Genomic DNA, 20,587 nt, shown 5'->3' with positions numbered 1-20,587 from the left:
ATTAAGATGGGGGATGGATGAATTTTCCCGGCAAATCAATTTTTTGGAGCAACATTCGACTTATGCTCGACGTTGGCTCAGTGCTCACCCTGAGTGGGTTCAGTGGCTTGGCATTCAGGGGCAAAAAAAGGTTGATTTACAAGGTATCAAGAATTTACTGGACGAGTGCCAAGGGATCCCTGCATTGACCGATCAGGATGAGGCTGAATGGATGGCCAATTTGCGCTTGGCAAGACAGCGCTTAATGTTATGGGTCGCATTTCGGGATTTAAATGGTTTAGCTGGCTTGGATGAGGTTACCCATGCACTTAGTCATTTTGCCGAATTAGCAGTTTCAGCTTCGATTGCATTTATTCGGGAGGATCTCAAAAATCGTTTTGGGCTTCCTTGGAGTAATACGTCTCAATCTGAAATGCCTCTCATGGTTGTTGGTATGGGTAAATTGGGTGGTCTTGAGTTAAATCTCTCTTCAGACATCGATCTCATATTTTTGTATGAGCATGAGGGTGAGACTACTGGTGGCCCTAAGAGTTTGTCTAATCATGAGTGGTTTACTCGAATGGGTAAGCGCCTAATCAAGTTACTTGCTGAGCACGATGCCAATGGTTTTGTATTCCGTGTAGATATGCGCCTTCGTCCTAATGGCGATTCAGGACCTTTGGTGTGTAGTTTGGAGATGCTGGAGGAGTACCTCTTAGTACAGGGCAGAGAGTGGGAGCGCTACGCCTGGATTAAAGGTAGATTGATTGCGCCGCTACCAGAATCCCCAGACTTCGCCCATTGTCAAAAAGAATTAGATCAACTGATTCGCCCCTTTGTATATCGCAGGCATTTAGATTACGGTGTGATTGCATCCATTCGCGATCTGCATGCGCAAATACAGGCCGAGGCGGAAAAAAGATCTTCTGGTCATCAAGGACGTTCGCGTGACATTAAGTTAGGTCGCGGCGGCATTCGAGAAATTGAATTTTTAGCGCAAATGTTCCAGTTGATGAGGGGTGGCACGGACCCTCGCTTCAGAGTGCGCACCAGCTTGGAGGTGTTGGAGCTTATCAAGCATTGCAATATCCTGCCTGCTCATGACGTGGAGTCACTACAAGCCGCATATATTTTCTTAAGGCGTTTAGAGCACCGCATACAGGTTTGGGACGATCAGCAAACACACTACCTGCCAGAGGATGAAGGTGCGCGTGAGCGCTTGGCTATTTCGATGCAAGGCAAAGATGCCAAGGTGGATGATTTCATGGTCGAGTTAGAGCAACACCAAAATCATGTTGCGCATTTATTCGAAAAAGCCTTCTTGTTGGATGATGGTGTGCGCCTTGAAATAGCACCCTTAGCTATTGGTTGGGTTCCTGATCAAGCATTCTTCCCTGGCTCTTTTGCGCGCTGGCAGGCTTGGGTAGACAGCCCAAAGCAAAAGTTATTACCTGAAAAAAGCCGTTTAATTTTTGACAACTTAATGTGCAAAGCCGCAGAAAGTCTACAAAATGATGGCTCCACTTCAGCCCATGCTGACCAAACGTTGTTGCGTTTCTTTGATTTACTTGAGGCAATTGCTAGGCGTAGTGCTTATCTATCCATTTTGGCTGAGTACCCTAGGGCGCTATCGAATGTATTGGCTTTGCTCAAGGCATCTCAATGGGGTGCGCAATATTTAACGCGCCATCCTCATTTGTTGGATTACTTGTTAAATTCTCAAGCAGAGCGAGCATTAATCGAGGATCCTTCAAAGTGCTGGAGTGAGGTTCGATCCAATCTTAATATGCAGCTTGATGATGTGATGTCTGATGCTGATAGCTCTGAACAGGCTATGGATATTTTGCGAGTGACTCATCACAATGAAACGTTCATTACACTATTAACTGACCTCGGAATTGGCGTTCAACAAGCATTACCGGTCGAGCAGGTAAGCGACCATTTGTCAGCGCTGGCGGATTTGATTCTACAAACCACCTTTGAGCGAGTTTGGCCAAGTGTCGTTAAGAAGTTTGAGTTACCTGCTGATACAAATCCACCTTTTGCTGTTATTTCTTATGGCAAGTTGGGTGGTAAAGAGTTGGGCTACGCATCTGATTTAGACATTATCTTTTTATATCAGGCAGATGAGGCTGATTACGCTGCCCAAGAAATTTATGCTCTGTTAGCAAAGAGAATGATTAACTGGCTTACAGCGTTTACTTCTACTGGCAGTCTATTTGAAATTGATACACGCTTGCGTCCTAATGGATCGGCTGGATTCTTGGTGACCAATGCGGAGGCTTTTAGGAAGTATCAGCTTCGTGAGGGTGACAATGCTGCTTGGGTTTGGGAGCATCAGGCTCTCACGCGCGCACGCTTCTCAGCGGGTAATTTGCTGGTGGGCTCATTCTTTGATTCGGTTCGTTCTGAAGTGTTAAGCCAACAAAGAAACATTGAGCAACTCCGCTCTGAAATCTTAGAGATGCGTCGTAAAGTCCATGCCGGCCACCCTAACGCTAATCCAGAATTTGATTTAAAGCACGACGCTGGCGGCATGGTGGATATTGAATTCATAGTTCAATTCTTGGTGCTTGCCTATGCTCATCAGCATCCAAAATTGATTGGCAATCTTGGCAACATTGCCTTATTGCAGATTGCTGGAGAGATGGGTTTGATTTCCCCTGAAGCTGCGCAATCCGTTGCCGATGCTTATCGCTCGTTGAGGGCGCGCCAGCATCGATTGCGTTTAGATGGGGCCGAAAAAACGCGTGTCGATCTAGATCAAGAGCTTGAGTTCATTGCAGCCAGAAATGCAGTGCAAGCACTTTGGTTGGAAATATTTAAAGCGCCCTCTAATTTGAACTAGAGAACATTATTGATTGATCCAGCTGCTTTAGTTTTGCTCTAATAACTCACGAGCATGACGACGAGTGGTATCAGTAATGGTGGCACCGCCAAGCATTCTGGCCACTTCTTCGACTCGCTCCGCTCTGCCAAGGACTTGCACTTGCGAAACAGTCTTCTCACCACTTTGCGATTTGCTAATTTTGAAGTGATGATTGCCTTGAGCAGCTACCTGAGGTAAATGGGTTACGCATAAGATCTGATGGGACTGACCTAATTGATGCAATAGCTTGCCGACGGTTTCAGCAACTGCTCCACCAATACCGGCATCGACCTCGTCAAATATGAGAGTCGGCGTGAATGAGGCTTTACTGGTAATGACGCTGATAGCTAAGCTGATGCGCGCTAATTCACCACCAGAAGCCACTTTTGCCAGCGAGCGAGGCGTGCTGCCTGCGTGACCAGCCACTAAGAATTCAATTTGCTCCAAGCCGTGCGATCCACCTTCGTTTAGTGGCATCAGAGCAATCTCCAGGCGACCGCCCGCCATAGATAAATCTTGCATTGCGCTAGTCACAAGATCACCCAGCTCTTTTGCAGCCTTGCTACGTTTTTGTGTGAGTTGTTTTGCGAGTTTTAAGTAGGTCGTCTCTTCTTGCTTAACCTGCTCGCGAAGCGCTTCAATATTTTGTGAGGCTGTTAATGCATCCAGTCGCTCTGCTGTCTCGAGCAGAAGCTTTGGCAGATCATCAGTTTCAGTGCGGTATTTACGAGCAGTACTATGCAATGCTTGCATGCGTTCTTCAACTTGCGCAAGACGAGCTGGGTCTAAATCTATTTTTTGTAAGTAGCGATTGAGTCCATGAATCGCTTCATCCAGCTGAATGCTGGCCGAATCTAATGATTGGCTGATGTCGCTAAGGCTAGGGTCATGCTCAGCGAGTGCACTGATGTTTCCACATACTTTAGATAGAGTGGATTCCAGTGAATTGTCTGCGTCACTCAAAATGTCGATCGCCTCTTGGCAGCCGCCAATCAGCTTTGCGCCATTGGCTAAACGAGCATGTTCACTTTGAATGGTTGCCCATTCCCCTTCTTGTGGAGAAAGCTCGGTGAGTTCATCCAATTGCCACTGAAGGCGCTCGCGTTCACGCTCCACATCTTGACCAGCGTTTTCTGCTTGTTCAAGGCGACGACGTGAATCTGCAAGTGTTTTGAATGTTGTTGCTACTTCACTGGTTAGCGGCAGTAATCCAGCATGACTATCAAGGAGTTCTCGTTGAGCACCTCCCTTTAGCAATAGTTGGTGCGCATGTTGACCATGAATATCTACTAATTGATTGCCTGCTTCACGTAATTGCGTTAAGGTGGCAACGCTGCCATTAATAAACGCACGGCTGCGACCATTGGCCTCCACCGTTCTTTTGAGTACCAAGCTTTGGCCGTCATCCTCCAGAGGAAATCCTTGCTCATCAAGCCATTTACTTAAATCTTTAGACTGATCTGACTCAATGCGAAAGAGGGCGGAGATTTCTGCTCGGTTACGGCCTTCACGAATTTGACTGCTATCAGCGCGTTCCCCCAAAGCTAGGCTAAGGGCATCTAGGAGGATGGATTTACCAGCGCCAGTCTCACCTGTCAGTACGGTAAACCCGCTAGTGAGATCTAACTCTAATTGGTCAACAATGACAAAGTCACGAAGTGAGATGGTTTGAAGCATGTATTAGCGTAGCAAAAAACTCGACATCAGAATGTCGATGGGTACTCATTCCAGTGCAGCTTCTCGCGCAAAGTTTTGTAGTCGCTATGACTGCGCGGGTGCAGCAGGGTAATTGTTTTGTCAGACTGACGAACCTCAATCTTGTCACCTGTTTGCAAATCAGTTTGTGATTGCATATCGAAGTTGACAATGACTTCGCGTCCATCAACTACTTCAATAATGGTGACAGAATCTTCTGGTAACACGATTGGACGATTCGAAAGTGAGTGAGGCGCAATTGGTGCCAGTAAGATGCCGGCAACACGTGGATGCAAAATGGGTCCGCCGGCTGAGAGCGCATAAGCTGTTGAGCCAGTTGGGGTTGATACGATCAAACCATCGGATCGTTGGTTGTACATGAATGAACCATTTACGTGAACCGCTAACTCGACCATCCCAGAAATTCCAGAACGATTTACGACCACATCGTTTAGCGCTAATGCGCGATTAATTTCTTTACCGTTGCGCAAAACAACGGCATCAAGCAATGTACGAGTATCCGCTTCGTATTCACCAGCAATAATTTTTGGAAGGGTATCCTGTACCGACTGAATAGGAATATCGGTCATATAGCCCAGACGCCCCATATTGATACCAACTAGCGGCACATTGCTTCCCGCGAGCTGACGACCAATTCCTAGCATCGTGCCATCACCTCCAAGAACTACGACCAAATCAATTGCTCCAGCAAAGGCTTCTGCGGTTTTGGTGGGAAATTCTTTTAAACCCAAATGTTGGGCTGTAGCCGCCTCTAAAAACACCTCGCAACCTAGGCTCTTGACCAACTTAGCTAGGTCTTTCAGGTGCTCATCAATGCCGTCAGCATGGAATTTGCCGACAAGCGCAACCCGGCTAAATGCCTTCTTGGTGGAATTTGGGGATGGGCTTAACATATAACGATTAAACCATAGGCATAAAATCCCTTCCACCATGGATGAACGTTCCCGCGCCCTACTTAAAACCCTCATCGAGCGCTATATCGAGGAGGGTCAGCCGATTGGCTCCCGCACTCTGTCTAGATACTCGGGTTTAGACCTTTCGGCAGCCACCATCCGCAATGTCATGGCGGACCTCGAGGATATGGGTTTAGTGACTAGTCCCCATACCTCTGCTGGCCGCATCCCTACGCCACGAGGCTATCGCTTGTTCGTTGACACCATGGTGACAGTGCGCCCCTTGGAGGAGGTGGCAGCCCGAGAAGTGGAAAAAGGCCTTTTGCCGGACTCCCCGCAACGCGTTTTGACCTCTGCTGCACAGATTTTGTCGAACTTGACTCATTTCGCTGGGGTGGTGATGACACCGAAGCGTGCCCAGGTTTTTAAGCACATTGAGTTTTTGCGCTTAGGCGAAGGCAAGATCTTATTAATTATGGTGACCCCAGAAGGAGATGTGCAAAACCGCATATTACCGACGACTCAAGATTACACGCCAAGTCAACTCATTGAGGCAGGCAACTTTATTAACACCCATTTTGCTGGTAAAAGTTTTGATCAAGTGCGCCTACATCTGAAATCTGACTTAGACAATTTACGTACAGATATTTCTGGGTTGATGGCTTTGGCTTTGCAAAGCGGCGTTGCTGATTACGACATGGGCCGTGGCGACATGGTTTTATCTGGTGAACGTCGCTTGCTGAATGTTGGCGATTTGAGTTCTAACTTAGATAAGTTGCGCAAAATGTTTGATATGTTGGAGCAAAAATCAGTGCTAATGCAATTGCTTGATATATCGAGCCATGCTGATGGCATTCAGATCTTCATTGGTGGTGAGAGTGATTTATTGCCCTATGAAGATCTCGCCGTGATCAGCGCCCCATATAGCGTTGATGGGCAAATAGTGGGTACGCTTGGCGTCATTGGGCCAACTCGCATGGCTTATGACCGAGTGATCCCAATTGTCGATATCACTTCAAAATTATTGTCCGGCGCGCTGAGCTCTTAATTACTAATCTATACACATTTAACAACTAGAGACATCATATCTTGAATCCGAACCCGCATCTACGTGCATCCAAAACTGCAGTCTTAGTGCTGAACTTAGGTACGCCCTCAGCTCCAACATCAAAAGCAGTGCGCGCTTATTTGAAAGAATTTCTTTCTGATCCTCGAGTGGTAGAAATTCCACGCATTATTTGGTGGTGCATTTTGAATGGCATCATTTTGCCAATTCGCAGCAGTGCCTCTGCAAAAAAATATGCTTCTATCTGGCTGCCAAAATTAGGCTCCCCTTTAATGCACTACTCACGTCTTCAGGCGAAAGAGCTCGGTGACAAATTTGCGAATGAGGGCCATACAGTGTTGGTGGATTTGGCGATGCGTTATGGGCAACCCTCCACCCAGTCTGCCCTTGAGGGCCTGAAGGCTCAAGGCATGGAGCGCTTATTGGTACTGCCTTTGTATCCTCAGTACTCTGCCACCACTACAGCATCCAGCTTTGATGAAGTTTTTCGTGTTTTAAGTACTTGGCGTGATCAACCTGAATTACGTTTGGTGAAGCACTATCACGATAACCCTGCTTATATTGGTGCCCTTCGCGATCAAGTTTTAAGTGCCTGGGATAAAGATGGGCGACCAGACTTTGCTAAGGGTGACCGCTTTGTGATGTCATTTCATGGGTTGCCGAAACGCAATTTGATGAAAGGTGACCCCTACCACTGCGAGTGTTTAAAAACAGGACGCTTGCTTGGTGAGTCTCTTGGTTTAGAGCCGGGCCAATACCTTGTTACTTTCCAGTCACGCTTTGGTAAAGCCGAGTGGTTAAAGCCATATACAGCCCCAACGATTGAAAAGCTGGCTAAAGAAGGTTGTCAGCGGATTGATATTTTTTGCCCAGGATTTCCGGCTGACTGCTTAGAAACGCTGGAAGAAATTGCCATGGAAGCCCGCGAAATCTTCTTGGAGCATGGTGGCAAAGACTATCGTTATATTCCATGCCTTAACAGCAACCCTAAGTGGATTGAGGCTTTGAGCGATATAGCTCATCATCATTTACAGGGCTGGTCTTTGGGGACGGAGTCTGAGGCTGAATTAGCTAAGCGCGCTGAAAGGGCTGAAATGGCTGAAAGAGCAAAGTCTTGAAATTGAACTAATTGACCCCACATTACAAAGTAATAGCCATCTTTAGAGAAAAGTAAAATAGCGTCTATGACACAAGAAAATCAAAACCCATCCCCAGAGCAAGAGAATCTTGCGGCCGATCCGGCCACTGAAGCTGCAGCAGAAACGCCGGCTGTAAAAACGCCAGAACAAGAAATTGCTGAGCTCAATCAAAAGATTGGCGAATTACAAGATAATTTCTTGCGCGCAAAAGCTGAGGGTGAAAACATTCGCCGCCGTGCTGTTGAAGACATTGCTAAGGCGCATAAATTTGCGATTGAAAGTTTTGCTGAGCATTTGGTGCCTGTGACAGATAGTCTTTATGCTGCATTGAGTACTGATGCAGTGGATGCCAAGGCATTTAAAGAGGGCTTAGAGATTACTCTCAAGCAATTGCTCTCTGCATTTGAGAAGGGCCGCATGACGGAAATTAACCCAGCAGTTGGGGATAAATTTGACCCCCATCACCACCAGGCGATCGCTTCGGTGCCATCAGAGCAAGAACCAAATACCGTGGTTTCAGTGCTGCAGCGCGGCTATACCGTGGCAGATCGGGTCCTTAGGCCTGCTTTGGTGACGGTTAGCGCCCCTAAATAAAGAGAAAATCGGGGTAAAACTCCAAAAAAGGCATAAAAAAGGCAGATTTCTGCCTTTTTGCTATTTAACCCCTTGAAATCCCTTTTTTAGACCCCATTTATTGGGTATCGAAATATTCATTAGTACAACAAACAATTTAATTTTTTGGAGCAATTATGGGAAAGATTATCGGTATCGACTTAGGAACCACGAATTCATGTGTTTCAGTCGTTGAAAACAATGCACCTAAAGTTGTCGAGAACGCCGAAGGCGGTCGCACAACTCCATCAATCATCGCTTACGTTGAAGATGGCGAAGTATTGGTTGGCGCGCCAGCAAAACGTCAGTCAGTGACGAATCCTAAAAACACTATCTACGCAGTAAAGCGCTTGATGGGTCGTAAATTTACAGATCCTGAAGTGCAAAAAGACATTAGCCTCATGCCGTACGAAATTGTTCAAGCAGACAATGGCGACGCTTGGGTATCAGCACGCGACAAGAAAATGGCGCCACAACAAGTGTCCGCTGAAATTCTGCGCAAGATGAAAAAGACTGCCGAAGACTATCTCGGCGAAGAAGTTACAGAGGCGGTTATTACTGTTCCTGCTTACTTCAATGACAGCCAACGTCAAGCAACTAAAGATGCTGGCCGTATCGCTGGTTTGGATGTGAAGCGCATCATCAACGAGCCAACTGCTGCTGCATTGGCATTCGGCCTGGACAAGCAAGACAAAGTAGATCGCAAGATCGCTGTGTATGACTTGGGTGGCGGCACATTCGACGTTTCTATCATTGAGATCGCTAACGTTGATGGTGAGAAGCAGTTTGAAGTGCTTTCAACTAACGGCGACACATTCTTAGGCGGTGAAGACTTTGACCAACGCATCATTGACTGGATCATTGCTGAGTTCAAGAAAGAACAAGGCGTTGATTTGAGTAAAGACGTATTGGCATTGCAACGCTTAAAAGATGCTGCTGAAAAAGCCAAAATTGAATTGTCATCCGCTCAACAAACAGAAATCAATTTGCCATACGTGACAGCTGACGCTAGCGGTCCTAAGCATTTGAACTTGAAGTTGACTCGTGCCAAGTTGGAGTCTTTGGTGGAAGAGTTGATCAAGCGTACTGCTGGTCCTTGCTTAACTGCTATTAAAGATGCTGGCGTAAGCGTAGCAGATATCGACGACGTCATTTTGGTCGGTGGTCAAACACGTATGCCTGCGGTTCAAGACAAAGTAAAAGAAATCTTTGGTAAAGAACCACGTAAAGACGTTAACCCAGATGAGGCAGTTGCTGTTGGTGCTGCGATTCAAGGTTCCGTATTATCTGGCGACCGTAAAGACGTATTGCTCCTGGACGTTACCCCATTGTCATTGGGTATCGAAACTCTTGGCGGCGTAATGACCAAGATGATTCCTAAGAACACAACGATTCCTACTAAGCATTCACAGGTTTACTCCACTGCGGAAGACAACCAGCCTGCTGTAACTATTAAGTGCTTCCAAGGTGAGCGCGAGATGGCCGCAGCTAACAAATTGCTTGGTGAATTTAATCTTGAAGGCATTGCTCCTGCACAGCGCGGTATGCCGCAAATTGAAGTGACCTTTGACATCGATGCCAACGGTATCTTGCACGTAACTGCAAAAGATAAAACGACTGGTAAAGAAAATAAGATCACCATCAAGGCAAACTCTGGCCTGACCGAAGAAGAAATTCAACGCATGGTTAAAGATGCTGAGGCGAATGCTGCTGAAGATAAGAAAGCATTAGAGCTGGTTACTGCCCGCAATACTGCTGATGCTTTGGCTCACTCAACCAAGAAGGCTTTGGAAGAGCATGGCGCTAGCTTAGAAGCCTCTGAAAAAGAAGCGATTGAAGCAGCGCTCAAGGACTTGGATGAAGCTATTAAAGGTAGCGATAAAGAAGCGATTGAAGCAAAAACAGAAGCATTGGGTAAAGCAAGTCAGAAGTTGGGCGAAAAAGTCATGGCTGCTGAACAAGCTAAAGCTGGTGGCGCTGCTGCTGGTGCGGCTCCTGGTGGCGCAGCCCCTGGTGCTGCTCCAGATGCAGATGTTGTTGACGCTGATTTCAAAGAGGTTGATGACAAGAAGTAATTCTGAAATCAGACATTCATTAACGTAGTTTTGATGTACTTAAATAACAAGTCGGCCTCGTGCCGACTTGTGTCATTCAGGTTGTTGAGAGGAATAGGCCGTGCCTAAAAGTAAACGCGATTTTTATGAAGTGCTGGGTGTAGCAAAAGGTGCCAGTGATGATGAGCTGAAAAAGGCTTATCGCAAGATGGCAATGAAACATCATCCAGATCGCAATCCAGATAGCAAAACGGCTGAAGCTCAATTTAAAGAAGTTAAGGAAGCCTACGAAACCTTAACCGACCCTAACAAGCGAGCTGCCTACGATCAGTACGGTCACGCTGGTGTTGATCCGTCGATGGGTGGCGGATTTGGCGGTGGCGGTTTCGGTGGCGGCGGATTTGCGGATGCTTTTGGAGATATCTTCGGCGACATTTTTGGTCAAGGCGGCGGTCGACAATCCGGGCCACAGGTCTATAAAGGCGCAGACTTGCGCTACAACATGGACATTACGCTGGAGCAAGCTGCTGAGGGGTATACAACCCAAATTCGCGTACCAAGTTGGAGTAATTGCAAGCCATGCCATGGCACTGGTGCAGAGCCGGGATCTAAGGCTGAGACCTGCACTACTTGTAATGGTCATGGTCAGGTGCGTGTACAACAAGGCTTTTTCTCCATGCAGCAAACTTGCCCTAAGTGCCGCGGCACTGGTGAGTACATTCCGAAACCTTGTAAAACTTGTCACGGCACTGGAAAACATAAAGAACAAAAAACACTCGAAATCAAAATACCGGCGGGTATCGATGATGGTATGCGCGTACGCTCCGTTGGTAACGGTGAACCAGGAATCAATGGCGGCCCATCAGGCGATCTCTATGTAGAGGTGCGTGTTAAGCCGCATAAAGTATTTGAACGTGACGGCAGTGACTTACATGTGCAAATGCCAATCTCTTTTGCCACTGCAACGATAGGTGGTGAAATTGAAGTGCCAACACTATCTGGCCGCGTTGAGTTTCCAATTCCAGAAGGTACGCAGACTGGTAAGACTTTCCGTTTGCGCAATAAAGGCATTAAAGGCTTGCGTTCAACCTTAGTAGGCGATCTTTTTGTTCATGTGCTCGTAGAGACTCCTGTGAAGCTGACTGATGAGCAGAAGAAATTACTGCAAAAGTTTGATGAGAGTCTGAAATCTGGTGGCGACAAACATAGCCCTCAGCAAAAAGGCTGGTTTGATGGCGTGAAGAGTTTCTTTAGCTAGAAATTGTTGAGTCGGCTAGCTGGCAATCAGCCAGCAAAGCCGTGCTCAGGCCCAGGGAATTTCCCGGACTTCACTTCTCGTACGTAAGCTTTAATGGCCGCCTCTACAGAGTGGTGGCCATCCATAAAGTTTTTGACAAACTTAGGTGGCTTACCCGGACTAATGCCCAACATATCCTGAAGCACCAAGACCTGGCCAGAGCAATCTGGGCCAGCACCAATGCCAATCGTTGGAATATCTAGTTCGGCAGTAATTTTTTCGCCTAGCGATGAGGGAATTGCTTCGAGCACAACCATTTGCGCGCCAGCTTCCTGACAAGCAAGCGCTTGTTCGAGCATAACGCTGGCAGCATCCTTAGATTTGCCTTGCACCTTATAGCCGCCTAAGACGTGTACAGATTGTGGCAATAGGCCCAAGTGTGCGCAAACGGGAACACTGCGCTCTACCAAGTAACGAATCACATCTACTTGCCACTCGCCCCCGCCTTCCAACTTGACCATATCTGCGCCAGCACGCATCAAGATTGCTGCTGAATCTAGAGCCTGTACTGGATCTCCATAGCTTGCGAAAGGAAGGTCAGCAATAACAAAAGCATGAGCATTGGCGCGGGCTACGCACTCGGTGTGATACGCAACTTGTTCTACGGTAACCGGCGTTGTGCTGGAGTGCCCTTGAATGACGTTGCCTAATGAGTCACCAATCAGAATAGTTTCAACTCCACAACGATTCAGTAGTGCAGACATGGTTGAATCATATGCGGTGAGCATAGAAATTTTTTCACCCTCAGCATGCATTGCGAGGAGCTTGGTAATTGTGATTGGCTTATCGCCTTGTAAGTAACCCATGGCGAGAGTTTAATGAATTAATGCGCCGATTGGCTATAAACATCTTTTTCCCCGCAATTACAGTTCCTGCAGGGGAGTTTTTCAATTCTTTGGTGGGCAACATTCGGTAAATAGGTCTTGAGCTCGCCCCACTGTGGCAAGAAGATTTCGGGTGCTATTTCCAGGAGGGGGAGGAGTACAAATGAACGCTCAATGATTTTGGGATGAGGAAGCATGAGCTCGGTTTCATTTTGAGTCACCCCTTCAAATGAGAGGATGTCGAGATCAAGGGTACGAGGAGCATTTGCATAAGGGCGCTCACGTCCGAACTCTTGTTCAATTGTTTGGCAAACATGCAACAGACCGTATGGAGTTAATTCGGTTTCGACTTCAATAACGGCGTTGATGTAATCGCCACCAGTAGCTTCAACGGGCGCGCTTTGATAAAAGCAGCTTTTTGCCAGAATTTGGAGTTCAGAACGTAATGCTAAGCAAACAATGGCATCAGTAATAAGCTGACGCGTGTCACCAATATTGCCGCCAAATCCGATATATGCCCGTGCCATAAAATTCCAAACTAGAGATAAAACTACTTTACTGAAATTTCTCTAAGTCTGCTTAGCTCGCTGCACCCTCTGGAGGGATGGCAGATTTTGGCTTTCTGCGACGCCGTCTTTTGGCCGGACCTGGACTGTTGCCAGACTCATTTTTGACGCTGGCCATGAGCTCGTCTTGCCCGGTAGGATCAGCCGCAATGAAGTCTGTCCACCATTGACCAATGGCTGGATTGAGTTCCCCGGTGGCGCAGCGAAGCAACATAAAGTCATAACCCGCTCTAAATCGAGGGGATTCGATTAGGCGGAAGGGGTAGCGGCCTACGCGTCTCTCAAAGCGCGGCTGCATTGACCAAATCTCACGCATATCGCTTTCAAAGCGTCTTTGAATGGTCATACCGCAACTTTGGGTGGCGATCGTGTCATCCATAGCATCATGAAGGGCTGGAATGTTGGCCATGCCTTTGCTCGAGTTGGTCTTCCAGTTTTTCAATAGATCAGGCCAAAGCAAGGTGGCAAATAAAAAGCCAGCTGAAACACTTTTGCCTGATTGAATGCGTTCATCCGTATTCGCCAAAGCAAGCTTTACAAAATCATTGGCACCTTTGGAATCCTCACCATCATCCAGAATGTGATCGAGCAAAGGTAGCAGTCCATGATGGAGTCCTGCTTCTTTTAAACCTTGAATTGCTCGCCAAGAGTAGCCTGACATTAAGAGTTTAAGAATTTCATCAAACAGTCGAGCAGAAGGAACATCATTTAGTAGCTTGCCAAGTTTTTCAATTGGTGCGCGCGTAGCATTATCCAGTTCAAAGCCTGTCTTGGCAGCGAATCGAACTGCTCTGAGCATGCGCACTGGATCTTCGCGATAACGTTTGGCTGGGTCACCAATCATGCGTAAAGTTTTCTTTTGCATGTCCGCCATACCGCCGTGATAGTCGAGTACGGTTTCGGAGGATGGATCGTAATACATGGCATTAATAGTGAAATCACGTCTCGCTGCATCTTCGCCCTGCGATCCCCAGACGTTGTCGCGCAGAATGCGACCACTTTCTGCGACATGGTCTCCAGCGTTATCCAGTAAGGCTCTGAAGGTTGATACTTCAATGATTTCTGGGTGGCCCTTGCCAAAAAAAGTCACATGCACAATCTGAAAGCGACGCCCAATAAGACGGGCTTTGCGAAATAGCCTCTGCACTTGGTCTGGTGTCGCATTAGTAGCAACGTCAAAATCTTTGGGGCTAATTCCAAGAGCAAGATCACGTACAGCGCCGCCAACAATAAATGCCTCGTAACCTGCCTGTTGCAAAGTATGAGTTACCTTGACTGCATTTTTGGAGAGTAAGTGTGGGTCAATGCGATGTGATTTTTTTGGGATGCGTTTTGGCACACCGGTATTGCTTGCGTGTGTGTGCTTGACCATCGGGTCACGCCGCAAAATACGTTTGATAAATTTAGTGATCATGCAAACAATTCAAGAATGGGCCAGTTACGCTGCTTGGCTTCATTGCGAAGGCGATCGTCTGGATTGGTGGCGACAGGATGGCTGACCTTCTCAAGTAAGGGTAGATCATTCATCGAATCGGAATAAAAATAACTGTAAGGCAGGGTGTCCAGTGACAGCTTTTGAGAAGCTAGCCAATCATGCAGATTCTGAATCTTGCCTTCCCGAAAATTAGGGATACCGCTGACTTCGCCAGTGTAGTTAGCCAAAGGCTGGTTGTCAGTGGTGGCCGGCTCTGTAGCAATCAGATGCTCAATGCCAAAGCTTTCTACGATTGGGCGCGTTACAAAACTATTGGTCGCCGTAATCACGCAGCAGAGATCACCGGCATCTTGGTGACGTTTGACTAGATCTAGCGCTTCTTGTCGGAGTTGTCCGTTAATCACTTCTTTCATGAAGGCGTCATGCCATTCTTTGAGTTGAGCACGCGAGTGCTCAGAGAGCGGCTTTAAAGCAAAACGCAGAAATTCATGAATATCGAGCTTGCCTTCTTTGTAGTCTTGGTAAAAACGTTCGTTTTGCCGTGCGTAGTATTCGCTATCAACAACGCCAATGCGTGCCAAAAATTGTCCCCATTCATAATCGCTATCGCAGGGCAACAGGGTATGGTCTAAATCAAAGAGGGCTAACTGAGTCACGAATGAATATCTAATAAATTATTTGGGCTGCAAGAGCTCGCGTACAAGCGGCAAGGTTACAGCACGTTTTGTTTCTAATGAGTAAGCATCTAAAGCATCAATTAAGGCCATTAAGCTGGGCATATCTCGATAGAAACGGCTTAACAACCAAGGCAATACATCGGGAGATAAAACTAGCCCACGAGCTTTGGCTGCCTCTCCTAATGCTTGTATTTTCTCATCATCATCCAAAAGCTGGGTTTGAAACACCAAACCCCAGCCCAGTCTAGTTCGCAAGTCTTCACGAAGCTTCAAATTTGCGGGGGCAGCAGCACCAGCCATAAAAATGTGAATTGCTTTGCTAGCCTGTACAGTATTCAGAATCCGAAATAAGGATCCCACCAGGCGATCATCCAGCTGGTCGACATCATCCACAGTAATCACTGACGGAGTGCTAATTTGCGCCAGCGCGCTAATGTTTTCTTCCAGTCGAACCCAGGATGCGGGTTCTGATGCTGTGAGAGCAATATGTTCTATGCCAGCTTGTTTTGCTGAATTACCAATGGCGCCTAGCAAATGTGTGCGACCTGAGCCTTCCGGTCCCCACCAGTAAATCCAGCGCTGATTTAATGGATTGTCAGAACTCTCATTGACAGAATTCTTCCATGAGCGTTCGATATTTTGTAGGGCAGATATTAGTGCGAGATCTTTTCCGGGGAGATAATTTTCTAAACTCGCTTTAGGTGAGTGGCTGATATCTAACGCAAATTGTTTTGGAAGCGGGGGTGTATTCATTACAGCTAAATTTACTTTTGATACCAAGCGCTTTGCGTGTAGATAGACCAGAGGTACTTGACCAGGACTAGGCTGACAGCGCTGATAGGCAATGCCAGTAAGACGCCAAAGAAGCCAAATAACTTACCGAATAAAAGCAAGGCAAACAAGACTGCCACTGGATGCAAGCCAATGCGCTCACCAACCAGGCGGGGCGTCAAGAAGAAGCCCTCTAGGAATTGTCCAATTCCAAACAGGATTAGTACCCCAACTATTTCAGTGCCTGGACCAAATTGGAGGAGTGCAGATAAGACTGCAAGCGTAAGTCCTAAAGTAATGCCGATATAAGGAATCACAATCATGATTGCAGTGAAAACACCAAGTGCTGCCGCACCTTTGACGCCAATCAAACTTAAACCTGCGCCGTAATAAATTGCCATGATAGATATAACAATTAACATGCCGCGTAAGTATTGAGAAAGTAATCCATCGGTATGCATGGCTAGGTGATGAACAGTTTCTTGTGCGCGAACAGGAACCAGACCTTTTATAAGTCCAAAAAAATGAGTCCAGTCCATTAGCAAATAAAACATCACAAAAATAATGAGCACTGCATTTACAAATCCTGCGATGACTGAGCTACCGGACATCAACACAGTATTGATGGTGGAGGACATTAAGCTATCTGCATTGTCATTAATGTGCTCGGTAATTTTTTGGGTGGCACTGGTCTTAAGGGTTCCCCAGTCAAGGTTGATGTGCAACTCACTAAGTTTTGGGCCAAGCCAGGCTTGAGTATTGGCAATCCAATCAGGCAGTTGAGCCTTAATTAGGGGAATTTCGTACTTGAGGAGGCTAACTAGTAGGCTGAGGATGAAGAAAACAAGGCATAGCCCTATCAACATACTGGCTAAAGCGGCCAGTGCTCGTGGCATGCGATGCTGCTCAAACCACAGGCAAATAGGGCGCAGGGCATACGCCAGAATGAATGCGGTGAGAAAAGGGGTAAAAATTTCGGCCATCTTGCTTCAATCCTCTAGAATTCAATGATTCTACTGACGAAGTAGCATTTTTTACTAATATTCCGGCTCCAATATGACTTCATCTACTAATTCTTCCTCAAATGGCCTTTCCTACCGTGACGCTGGTGTCGATATTGACGCCGGAGACGCTTTAGTCGATCGCATTAAGCCGCTTGCCAAAAAGACCATGCGTGAGGGTGTTTTGGCTGGAATTGGCGGTTTTGGAGCCCTTTTTGAGGTGCCTAAGCGTTATAAAGAGCCGGTATTGGTGTCTGGTACGGATGGCGTAGGGACCAAACTCAGATTGGCTTTTGAATGGAATCGTCATGAAACCATTGGTCAAGATTTGGTGGCCATGAGCGTGAATGACATTCTGGTGCAAGGTGCTGAACCCCTTTTTTTCTTGGATTACTTTGCTTGCGGCAAGTTGACTGTTGATACAGCGGCAACTGTTGTGGGTGGCATTGCAAAAGGCTGTGAGTTATCTGGTTGTGCGTTGATTGGTGGCGAGACAGCAGAAATGCCTGGCATGTATCCACCGGGTGAATATGACCTCGCTGGATTTGCAGTGGGCGCAGTTGAAAAATCCAAAATCATCACTGGTGCAACGATTGTTCCTGGTGACGTTATATTGGCAATTGGATCTAGTGGCGCTCACTCCAATGGTTACTCATTGGTACGCAAAATTATTGAGCGCGCTGGCGCAAAGCCAAGCGATGATTTAGGTGGTCGCCCATTGGGTGATGTGGTTATGGCGCCAACAGAAATTTATGTGAAGCCACTTCTCAAATTGATTTCTGAAATCAATGTAAAAGGAATGGCACACATCACTGGTGGTGGTTTGGTCGATAACGTGCCGCGCGTACTTCCAGAAAATACTCAAGCTGTTTTGCATCGTGACAGTTGGCAAATGCCAGAGCTCTTCCGTTGGTTACAAATGAAGGGTGGCGTAGCTGATGCAGAAATGGTGCGCGTTTTTAACTGCGGTATTGGCATGGTTGTCATTGTCTCGCCAGATCAAGCAGACACTGCGATTAAGTCATTGACAGCACAAGGTCTGAAGGCCTGGACAGTAGGTGAAGTGGTTGAGCGTCCAAAAGATGCGCCACAAACTATCGTTATCTAAGACGGTAGCTACTAACTTATTTTTTTAAGTTGCTTTTGCAGTATTCCAATGCAGCCTTCAACTCTTCGGGGTTGAAGGGATCAAACGTTTTTCTTCCATCTATTGCACGCAGCCAAGTAAGCTGACGCTTGCCAAGTTGTCTGGTTGCTGCCAATGCCTTATAGCGCATTTCTTCGGCATCAATTTCCCCATTCAGAAATTCCCATGCTTGGCGATAGCCGACTGAGCGTATTGCTGGGAGATCAGCATGTAATCCAGTATTAGTACGCAATTCTTTAACTTCCTCCATAAACCCTGCCGCAAGCATTTCATCAAAACGCTTTTCTAAGTTGAGATGCAATCGTTTGCGATCGCTGGGTTCAAGTGATACCAAATTAATCCACGATGGAATGGCAGAACCTTCTCTGCCATCTTCACTCGGCGAATCAGCGAGTAACACTGACATGGGTTTACCAGTAATTTCAAAAACTTCCAGAGCACGCTGTACTCGTTGAGAGTCATTGGGCTTCAAGCGAGCAGCTGTATCAGGGTCTACTTTGGCCAGTTTGTCATGCATAGCAGGCCAGCCAATGTTTTTGCCTTCCTCATCCAAGCGGGCGCGAATTTCTGGATTGGCTGGTGGCAGCGAGGATAGGCCATGTGCCCAGGCGCGCCAATACAACATCGTTCCACCAACAACTACTGGAATATTTCCACGCTCACGAATCTCAATACAGAGACGTTTTGCATCATTGGCAAAGCGCGCTGCTGAATACACTTCGGTAGGGTCAATGATGTCAATGAGATGGTGAATAACTGCAGCCTGCTCAGCTTTAGTAGGTTTAGCGCTGCCAATATCCAAGCCGCGATAGACCAGCGCAGAATCCATGCTGATGAGTTCAATCGTTTGTCCAATAGATTTTGCATGCTCAGCCAAGGACATGGCGAGATGTGTTTTGCCTGCACCAGTAGGCCCAACAATACAGAGAATGGGGGCTTCATTTAGAGCATGCATAGGCTGAATGTGGGGTTCAGTTGGCATACCTGATTATAAGAGCCTGTTAATATGCGCAACAACCCATAAATTAGAGAGAGTGTAAATGGATACCCTTTTGCAATTAGGCGATTTATTGCTGCATGTTGATAAACATCTTGATGTAGTGATTCAGCAATATGGCCCTTGGGCTTATGGACTATTGTTTGCGATCGTTTTTGCGGAAACGGGTTTAGTCGTTGCTCCCTTTCTGCCGGGTGACTCCCTTTTATTTATTGCTGGCGCCTATTGCGCTACTGAGCATTTCAATACCTGGACCTTATCTCTTGGATTGGTATTTGCTGCGGTTGCAGGTAATACCGTCAACTATTTCATTGGTCGCTGGATAGGTAAGAGAGTTTTTAGTAGTAAATCACGCTGGATTGACCAAGGTGCTTTATTAAAGACGCACGCCTTTTATGAGAAGCACGGTGGCAAAACAATTATTCTTGCGCGCTTTCTGCCAATCATTCGCACCTTTGCACCCTTTATTGCCGGCGTGTCAGAGATGAACTTCTCACGCTTTCAGTTTTTCAATATCACTGGTGCCATGATTTGGGTATTTGGACTCGTGATTGCCGGTTACTTCTTTGGGAATATTCCAATCATTCGTCAAAATTTAAATGTGATCGTATTGATTGGAGTGGGTGCTGCTGCCATACCAGTTTTATTTGCTGCGATTTACAAGATTTTTCAAAAGAAGCAAAACTAAAGTCGATTTAACTTTAGTGCAGCTTGGTTTGGCTTTCAAGCGTAGCAATATGCTCGCGAATATCGCTCGCATCTTCAGCTTCTGGCATTTCGCTGAGGTAGCGATGCATATCTTCCAGGGCTGGACGCAAATACTCCAGTTGAGCAAAGATGAGTCCGCGATCTCGAATCTCTTCAATTGAGTCTGGAAGAAGAATGACCAGGCGCTCTTGTATGCCCAGCAAGCGCTCCCAACGCTCATGCTCTGAGTAAATCATTTTCAGGTTTCTCAGATAGCGCGACAGAATCTCGCGGGCGCTGGACGCGCGCAGGAAAATATTAAGAGGCAGACTCAATTCGCCTCTATAGCCTTTGGCATCCAAGTAGGGGTCAAGCATTTCTTGAAGCTGTATTTTGGATAAAGATTCGCCCGTTAATGGATCCATGATTACTTCACCTTGTTGCAAGGAGATGCGCATCATGAAGTGATTTGGAAAAGAGACTCCACGAATCTTTAAACCAATTTGATTGCCTAATTCCATCATCAGGATAGCTAACGAGATTGGAATGCCTCTGCGATTCTCGAGAACGTAATGTAGGTACGAATTTTCAGGCGCATAAAAATCGTTTGGATTTGGACCAAAGCCTAACTCTGTATAAAAGAAATGCTTCAGAATTTGTAGGCGCTGAACCGGTGATGTGTCTGGTGTTACACGCGACTTTAATTTATTGCCCAATTGATCAAGCTTATCGAGCACCCCTTGCACATCCAAATCGGGATAGGCATGTTGTGCGACAGCGATCGCAGCTTCAGTTAAGGGGAAGTGTTCGTCTTCAGCAACTAAAGAGGTGAAGTAGTCGAGTTGTTGTGTTGGCAT

General features: G+C 46.7%; 18 protein-coding genes. 8 read left to right on the top strand and 10 right to left on the bottom strand.

Annotated elements, in window-relative coordinates:
* Positions 1–13: 13 nt before the first annotated feature.
* Entirely contained in the window at positions 14–2,827 is a 2,814-nt protein-coding gene (gene glnE, locus ICW03_RS09475) for a bifunctional [glutamate--ammonia ligase]-adenylyl-L-tyrosine phosphorylase/[glutamate--ammonia-ligase] adenylyltransferase (protein WP_215347651.1), read from the top strand.
* A 27-nt stretch (positions 2,828–2,854) separates the two neighbouring features.
* Here glnE and recN read toward each other — a convergent pair whose 3' ends face one another.
* Together recN and ICW03_RS09465 are read right to left on the bottom strand one after the other, a co-directional pair.
* Positions 2,855–4,525, bottom strand: coding sequence for a DNA repair protein RecN (recN, locus tag ICW03_RS09470; RefSeq protein WP_215347649.1), 1,671 nt, complete (start codon positions 4,523–4,525; stop codon positions 2,855–2,857).
* Positions 4,526–4,551: 26 nt separating this feature from the next.
* A complete protein-coding gene (locus tag ICW03_RS09465) occupies positions 4,552–5,457 on the bottom strand; it encodes an NAD kinase (RefSeq protein WP_215347647.1) in 906 nt (301 codons plus the stop codon).
* 37 nt (positions 5,458–5,494) lie between these two features.
* Here ICW03_RS09465 and hrcA point away from each other — a divergent pair, with 37 nt between their 5' ends.
* From hrcA to dnaJ, 5 genes are all read left to right on the top strand, one after another.
* Entirely contained in the window at positions 5,495–6,505 is a 1,011-nt protein-coding gene (gene hrcA, locus ICW03_RS09460) for a heat-inducible transcriptional repressor HrcA (protein WP_215347645.1), read from the top strand.
* 41 nt (positions 6,506–6,546) lie between these two features.
* Complete coding sequence (gene hemH, locus ICW03_RS09455; protein WP_215347643.1) at positions 6,547–7,641, top strand: ferrochelatase; 1,095 nt, start codon at positions 6,547–6,549, stop codon at positions 7,639–7,641.
* A gap of 66 nt (positions 7,642–7,707) precedes the next feature.
* Positions 7,708–8,256 (top strand): nucleotide exchange factor GrpE, encoded by a 549-nt coding sequence (gene grpE / locus ICW03_RS09450; protein WP_068320874.1) that lies wholly within the window; start codon positions 7,708–7,710, stop codon positions 8,254–8,256.
* Positions 8,257–8,411: 155 nt separating this feature from the next.
* Positions 8,412–10,349 (top strand): molecular chaperone DnaK, encoded by a 1,938-nt coding sequence (gene dnaK, locus ICW03_RS09445; protein ID WP_215347641.1) that lies wholly within the window; start codon positions 8,412–8,414, stop codon positions 10,347–10,349.
* Positions 10,350–10,449: 100 nt separating this feature from the next.
* Positions 10,450–11,586: a molecular chaperone DnaJ gene (gene dnaJ, locus ICW03_RS09440; RefSeq protein ID WP_215347639.1), complete on the top strand. Its 1,137-nt coding sequence runs from the start codon at positions 10,450–10,452 to the stop codon at positions 11,584–11,586.
* 26 nt (positions 11,587–11,612) lie between these two features.
* Here dnaJ and panB read toward each other — a convergent pair whose 3' ends face one another.
* Genes panB through ICW03_RS09410 form a run of 6 tightly spaced genes read right to left on the bottom strand, consistent with a single transcriptional unit; the run spans position 11,613 to position 16,881 of the window.
* Positions 11,613–12,431: a 3-methyl-2-oxobutanoate hydroxymethyltransferase gene (gene panB, locus ICW03_RS09435; RefSeq protein WP_215347637.1), complete on the bottom strand. Its 819-nt coding sequence runs from the start codon at positions 12,429–12,431 to the stop codon at positions 11,613–11,615.
* A 17-nt stretch (positions 12,432–12,448) separates the two neighbouring features.
* The gene (gene folK, locus ICW03_RS09430) at positions 12,449–12,976 is read right to left on the bottom strand and encodes a 2-amino-4-hydroxy-6-hydroxymethyldihydropteridine diphosphokinase (protein ID WP_215347635.1); all 528 of its coding nucleotides are present in this window, start codon (positions 12,974–12,976) and stop codon (positions 12,449–12,451) included.
* A gap of 52 nt (positions 12,977–13,028) precedes the next feature.
* Positions 13,029–14,429, bottom strand: a complete 1,401-nt coding sequence (pcnB, locus tag ICW03_RS09425; RefSeq protein WP_215347633.1) for a polynucleotide adenylyltransferase PcnB — start codon at positions 14,427–14,429, stop codon at positions 13,029–13,031.
* Positions 14,426–15,106 (bottom strand): HAD family phosphatase, encoded by a 681-nt coding sequence (locus tag ICW03_RS09420; protein WP_215347632.1) that lies wholly within the window; start codon positions 15,104–15,106, stop codon positions 14,426–14,428. Before ICW03_RS09420 ends, pcnB begins: the two co-directional genes overlap by 4 nt.
* Before the next feature lie 18 nt (positions 15,107–15,124).
* Positions 15,125–15,880: a DnaA regulatory inactivator Hda gene (gene hda, locus ICW03_RS09415; protein WP_215347630.1), complete on the bottom strand. Its 756-nt coding sequence runs from the start codon at positions 15,878–15,880 to the stop codon at positions 15,125–15,127.
* A gap of 11 nt (positions 15,881–15,891) precedes the next feature.
* Positions 15,892–16,881 carry an AI-2E family transporter gene (locus tag ICW03_RS09410; protein WP_215347628.1) on the bottom strand — a complete coding sequence of 330 codons (990 nt, stop codon included), beginning with the start codon at positions 16,879–16,881 and terminating at the stop codon, positions 15,892–15,894.
* Positions 16,882–16,954: 73 nt separating this feature from the next.
* Between ICW03_RS09410 and purM the strand changes: the two genes are divergently transcribed.
* Positions 16,955–18,007, top strand: a complete 1,053-nt coding sequence (purM, locus tag ICW03_RS09405; RefSeq protein WP_215347626.1) for a phosphoribosylformylglycinamidine cyclo-ligase — start codon at positions 16,955–16,957, stop codon at positions 18,005–18,007.
* Positions 18,008–18,023: 16 nt separating this feature from the next.
* Here the strand turns inward: purM and miaA are convergent, their stop codons facing one another.
* Positions 18,024–19,028 carry a tRNA (adenosine(37)-N6)-dimethylallyltransferase MiaA gene (gene miaA / locus ICW03_RS09400; RefSeq protein WP_215347624.1) on the bottom strand — a complete coding sequence of 335 codons (1,005 nt, stop codon included), beginning with the start codon at positions 19,026–19,028 and terminating at the stop codon, positions 18,024–18,026.
* A gap of 58 nt (positions 19,029–19,086) precedes the next feature.
* Here miaA and ICW03_RS09395 point away from each other — a divergent pair, with 58 nt between their 5' ends.
* Positions 19,087–19,731 carry a VTT domain-containing protein gene (locus ICW03_RS09395; protein WP_215347622.1) on the top strand — a complete coding sequence of 215 codons (645 nt, stop codon included), beginning with the start codon at positions 19,087–19,089 and terminating at the stop codon, positions 19,729–19,731.
* Between the two features lie 13 nt (positions 19,732–19,744).
* On the opposite strand, the gene ICW03_RS09390 is transcribed toward ICW03_RS09395, so the two are convergent.
* Positions 19,745–20,587, bottom strand: coding sequence for a SirB1 family protein (locus tag ICW03_RS09390; protein WP_215347620.1), 843 nt, complete (start codon positions 20,585–20,587; stop codon positions 19,745–19,747).

It is taken from the genome of Polynucleobacter sp. MWH-Aus1W21 (assembly GCF_018687275.1).
In the GTDB taxonomy this organism is placed as follows: domain Bacteria; phylum Pseudomonadota; class Gammaproteobacteria; order Burkholderiales; family Burkholderiaceae; genus Polynucleobacter.
This window is presented reverse-complemented; position numbering and strand designations above follow the sequence as displayed.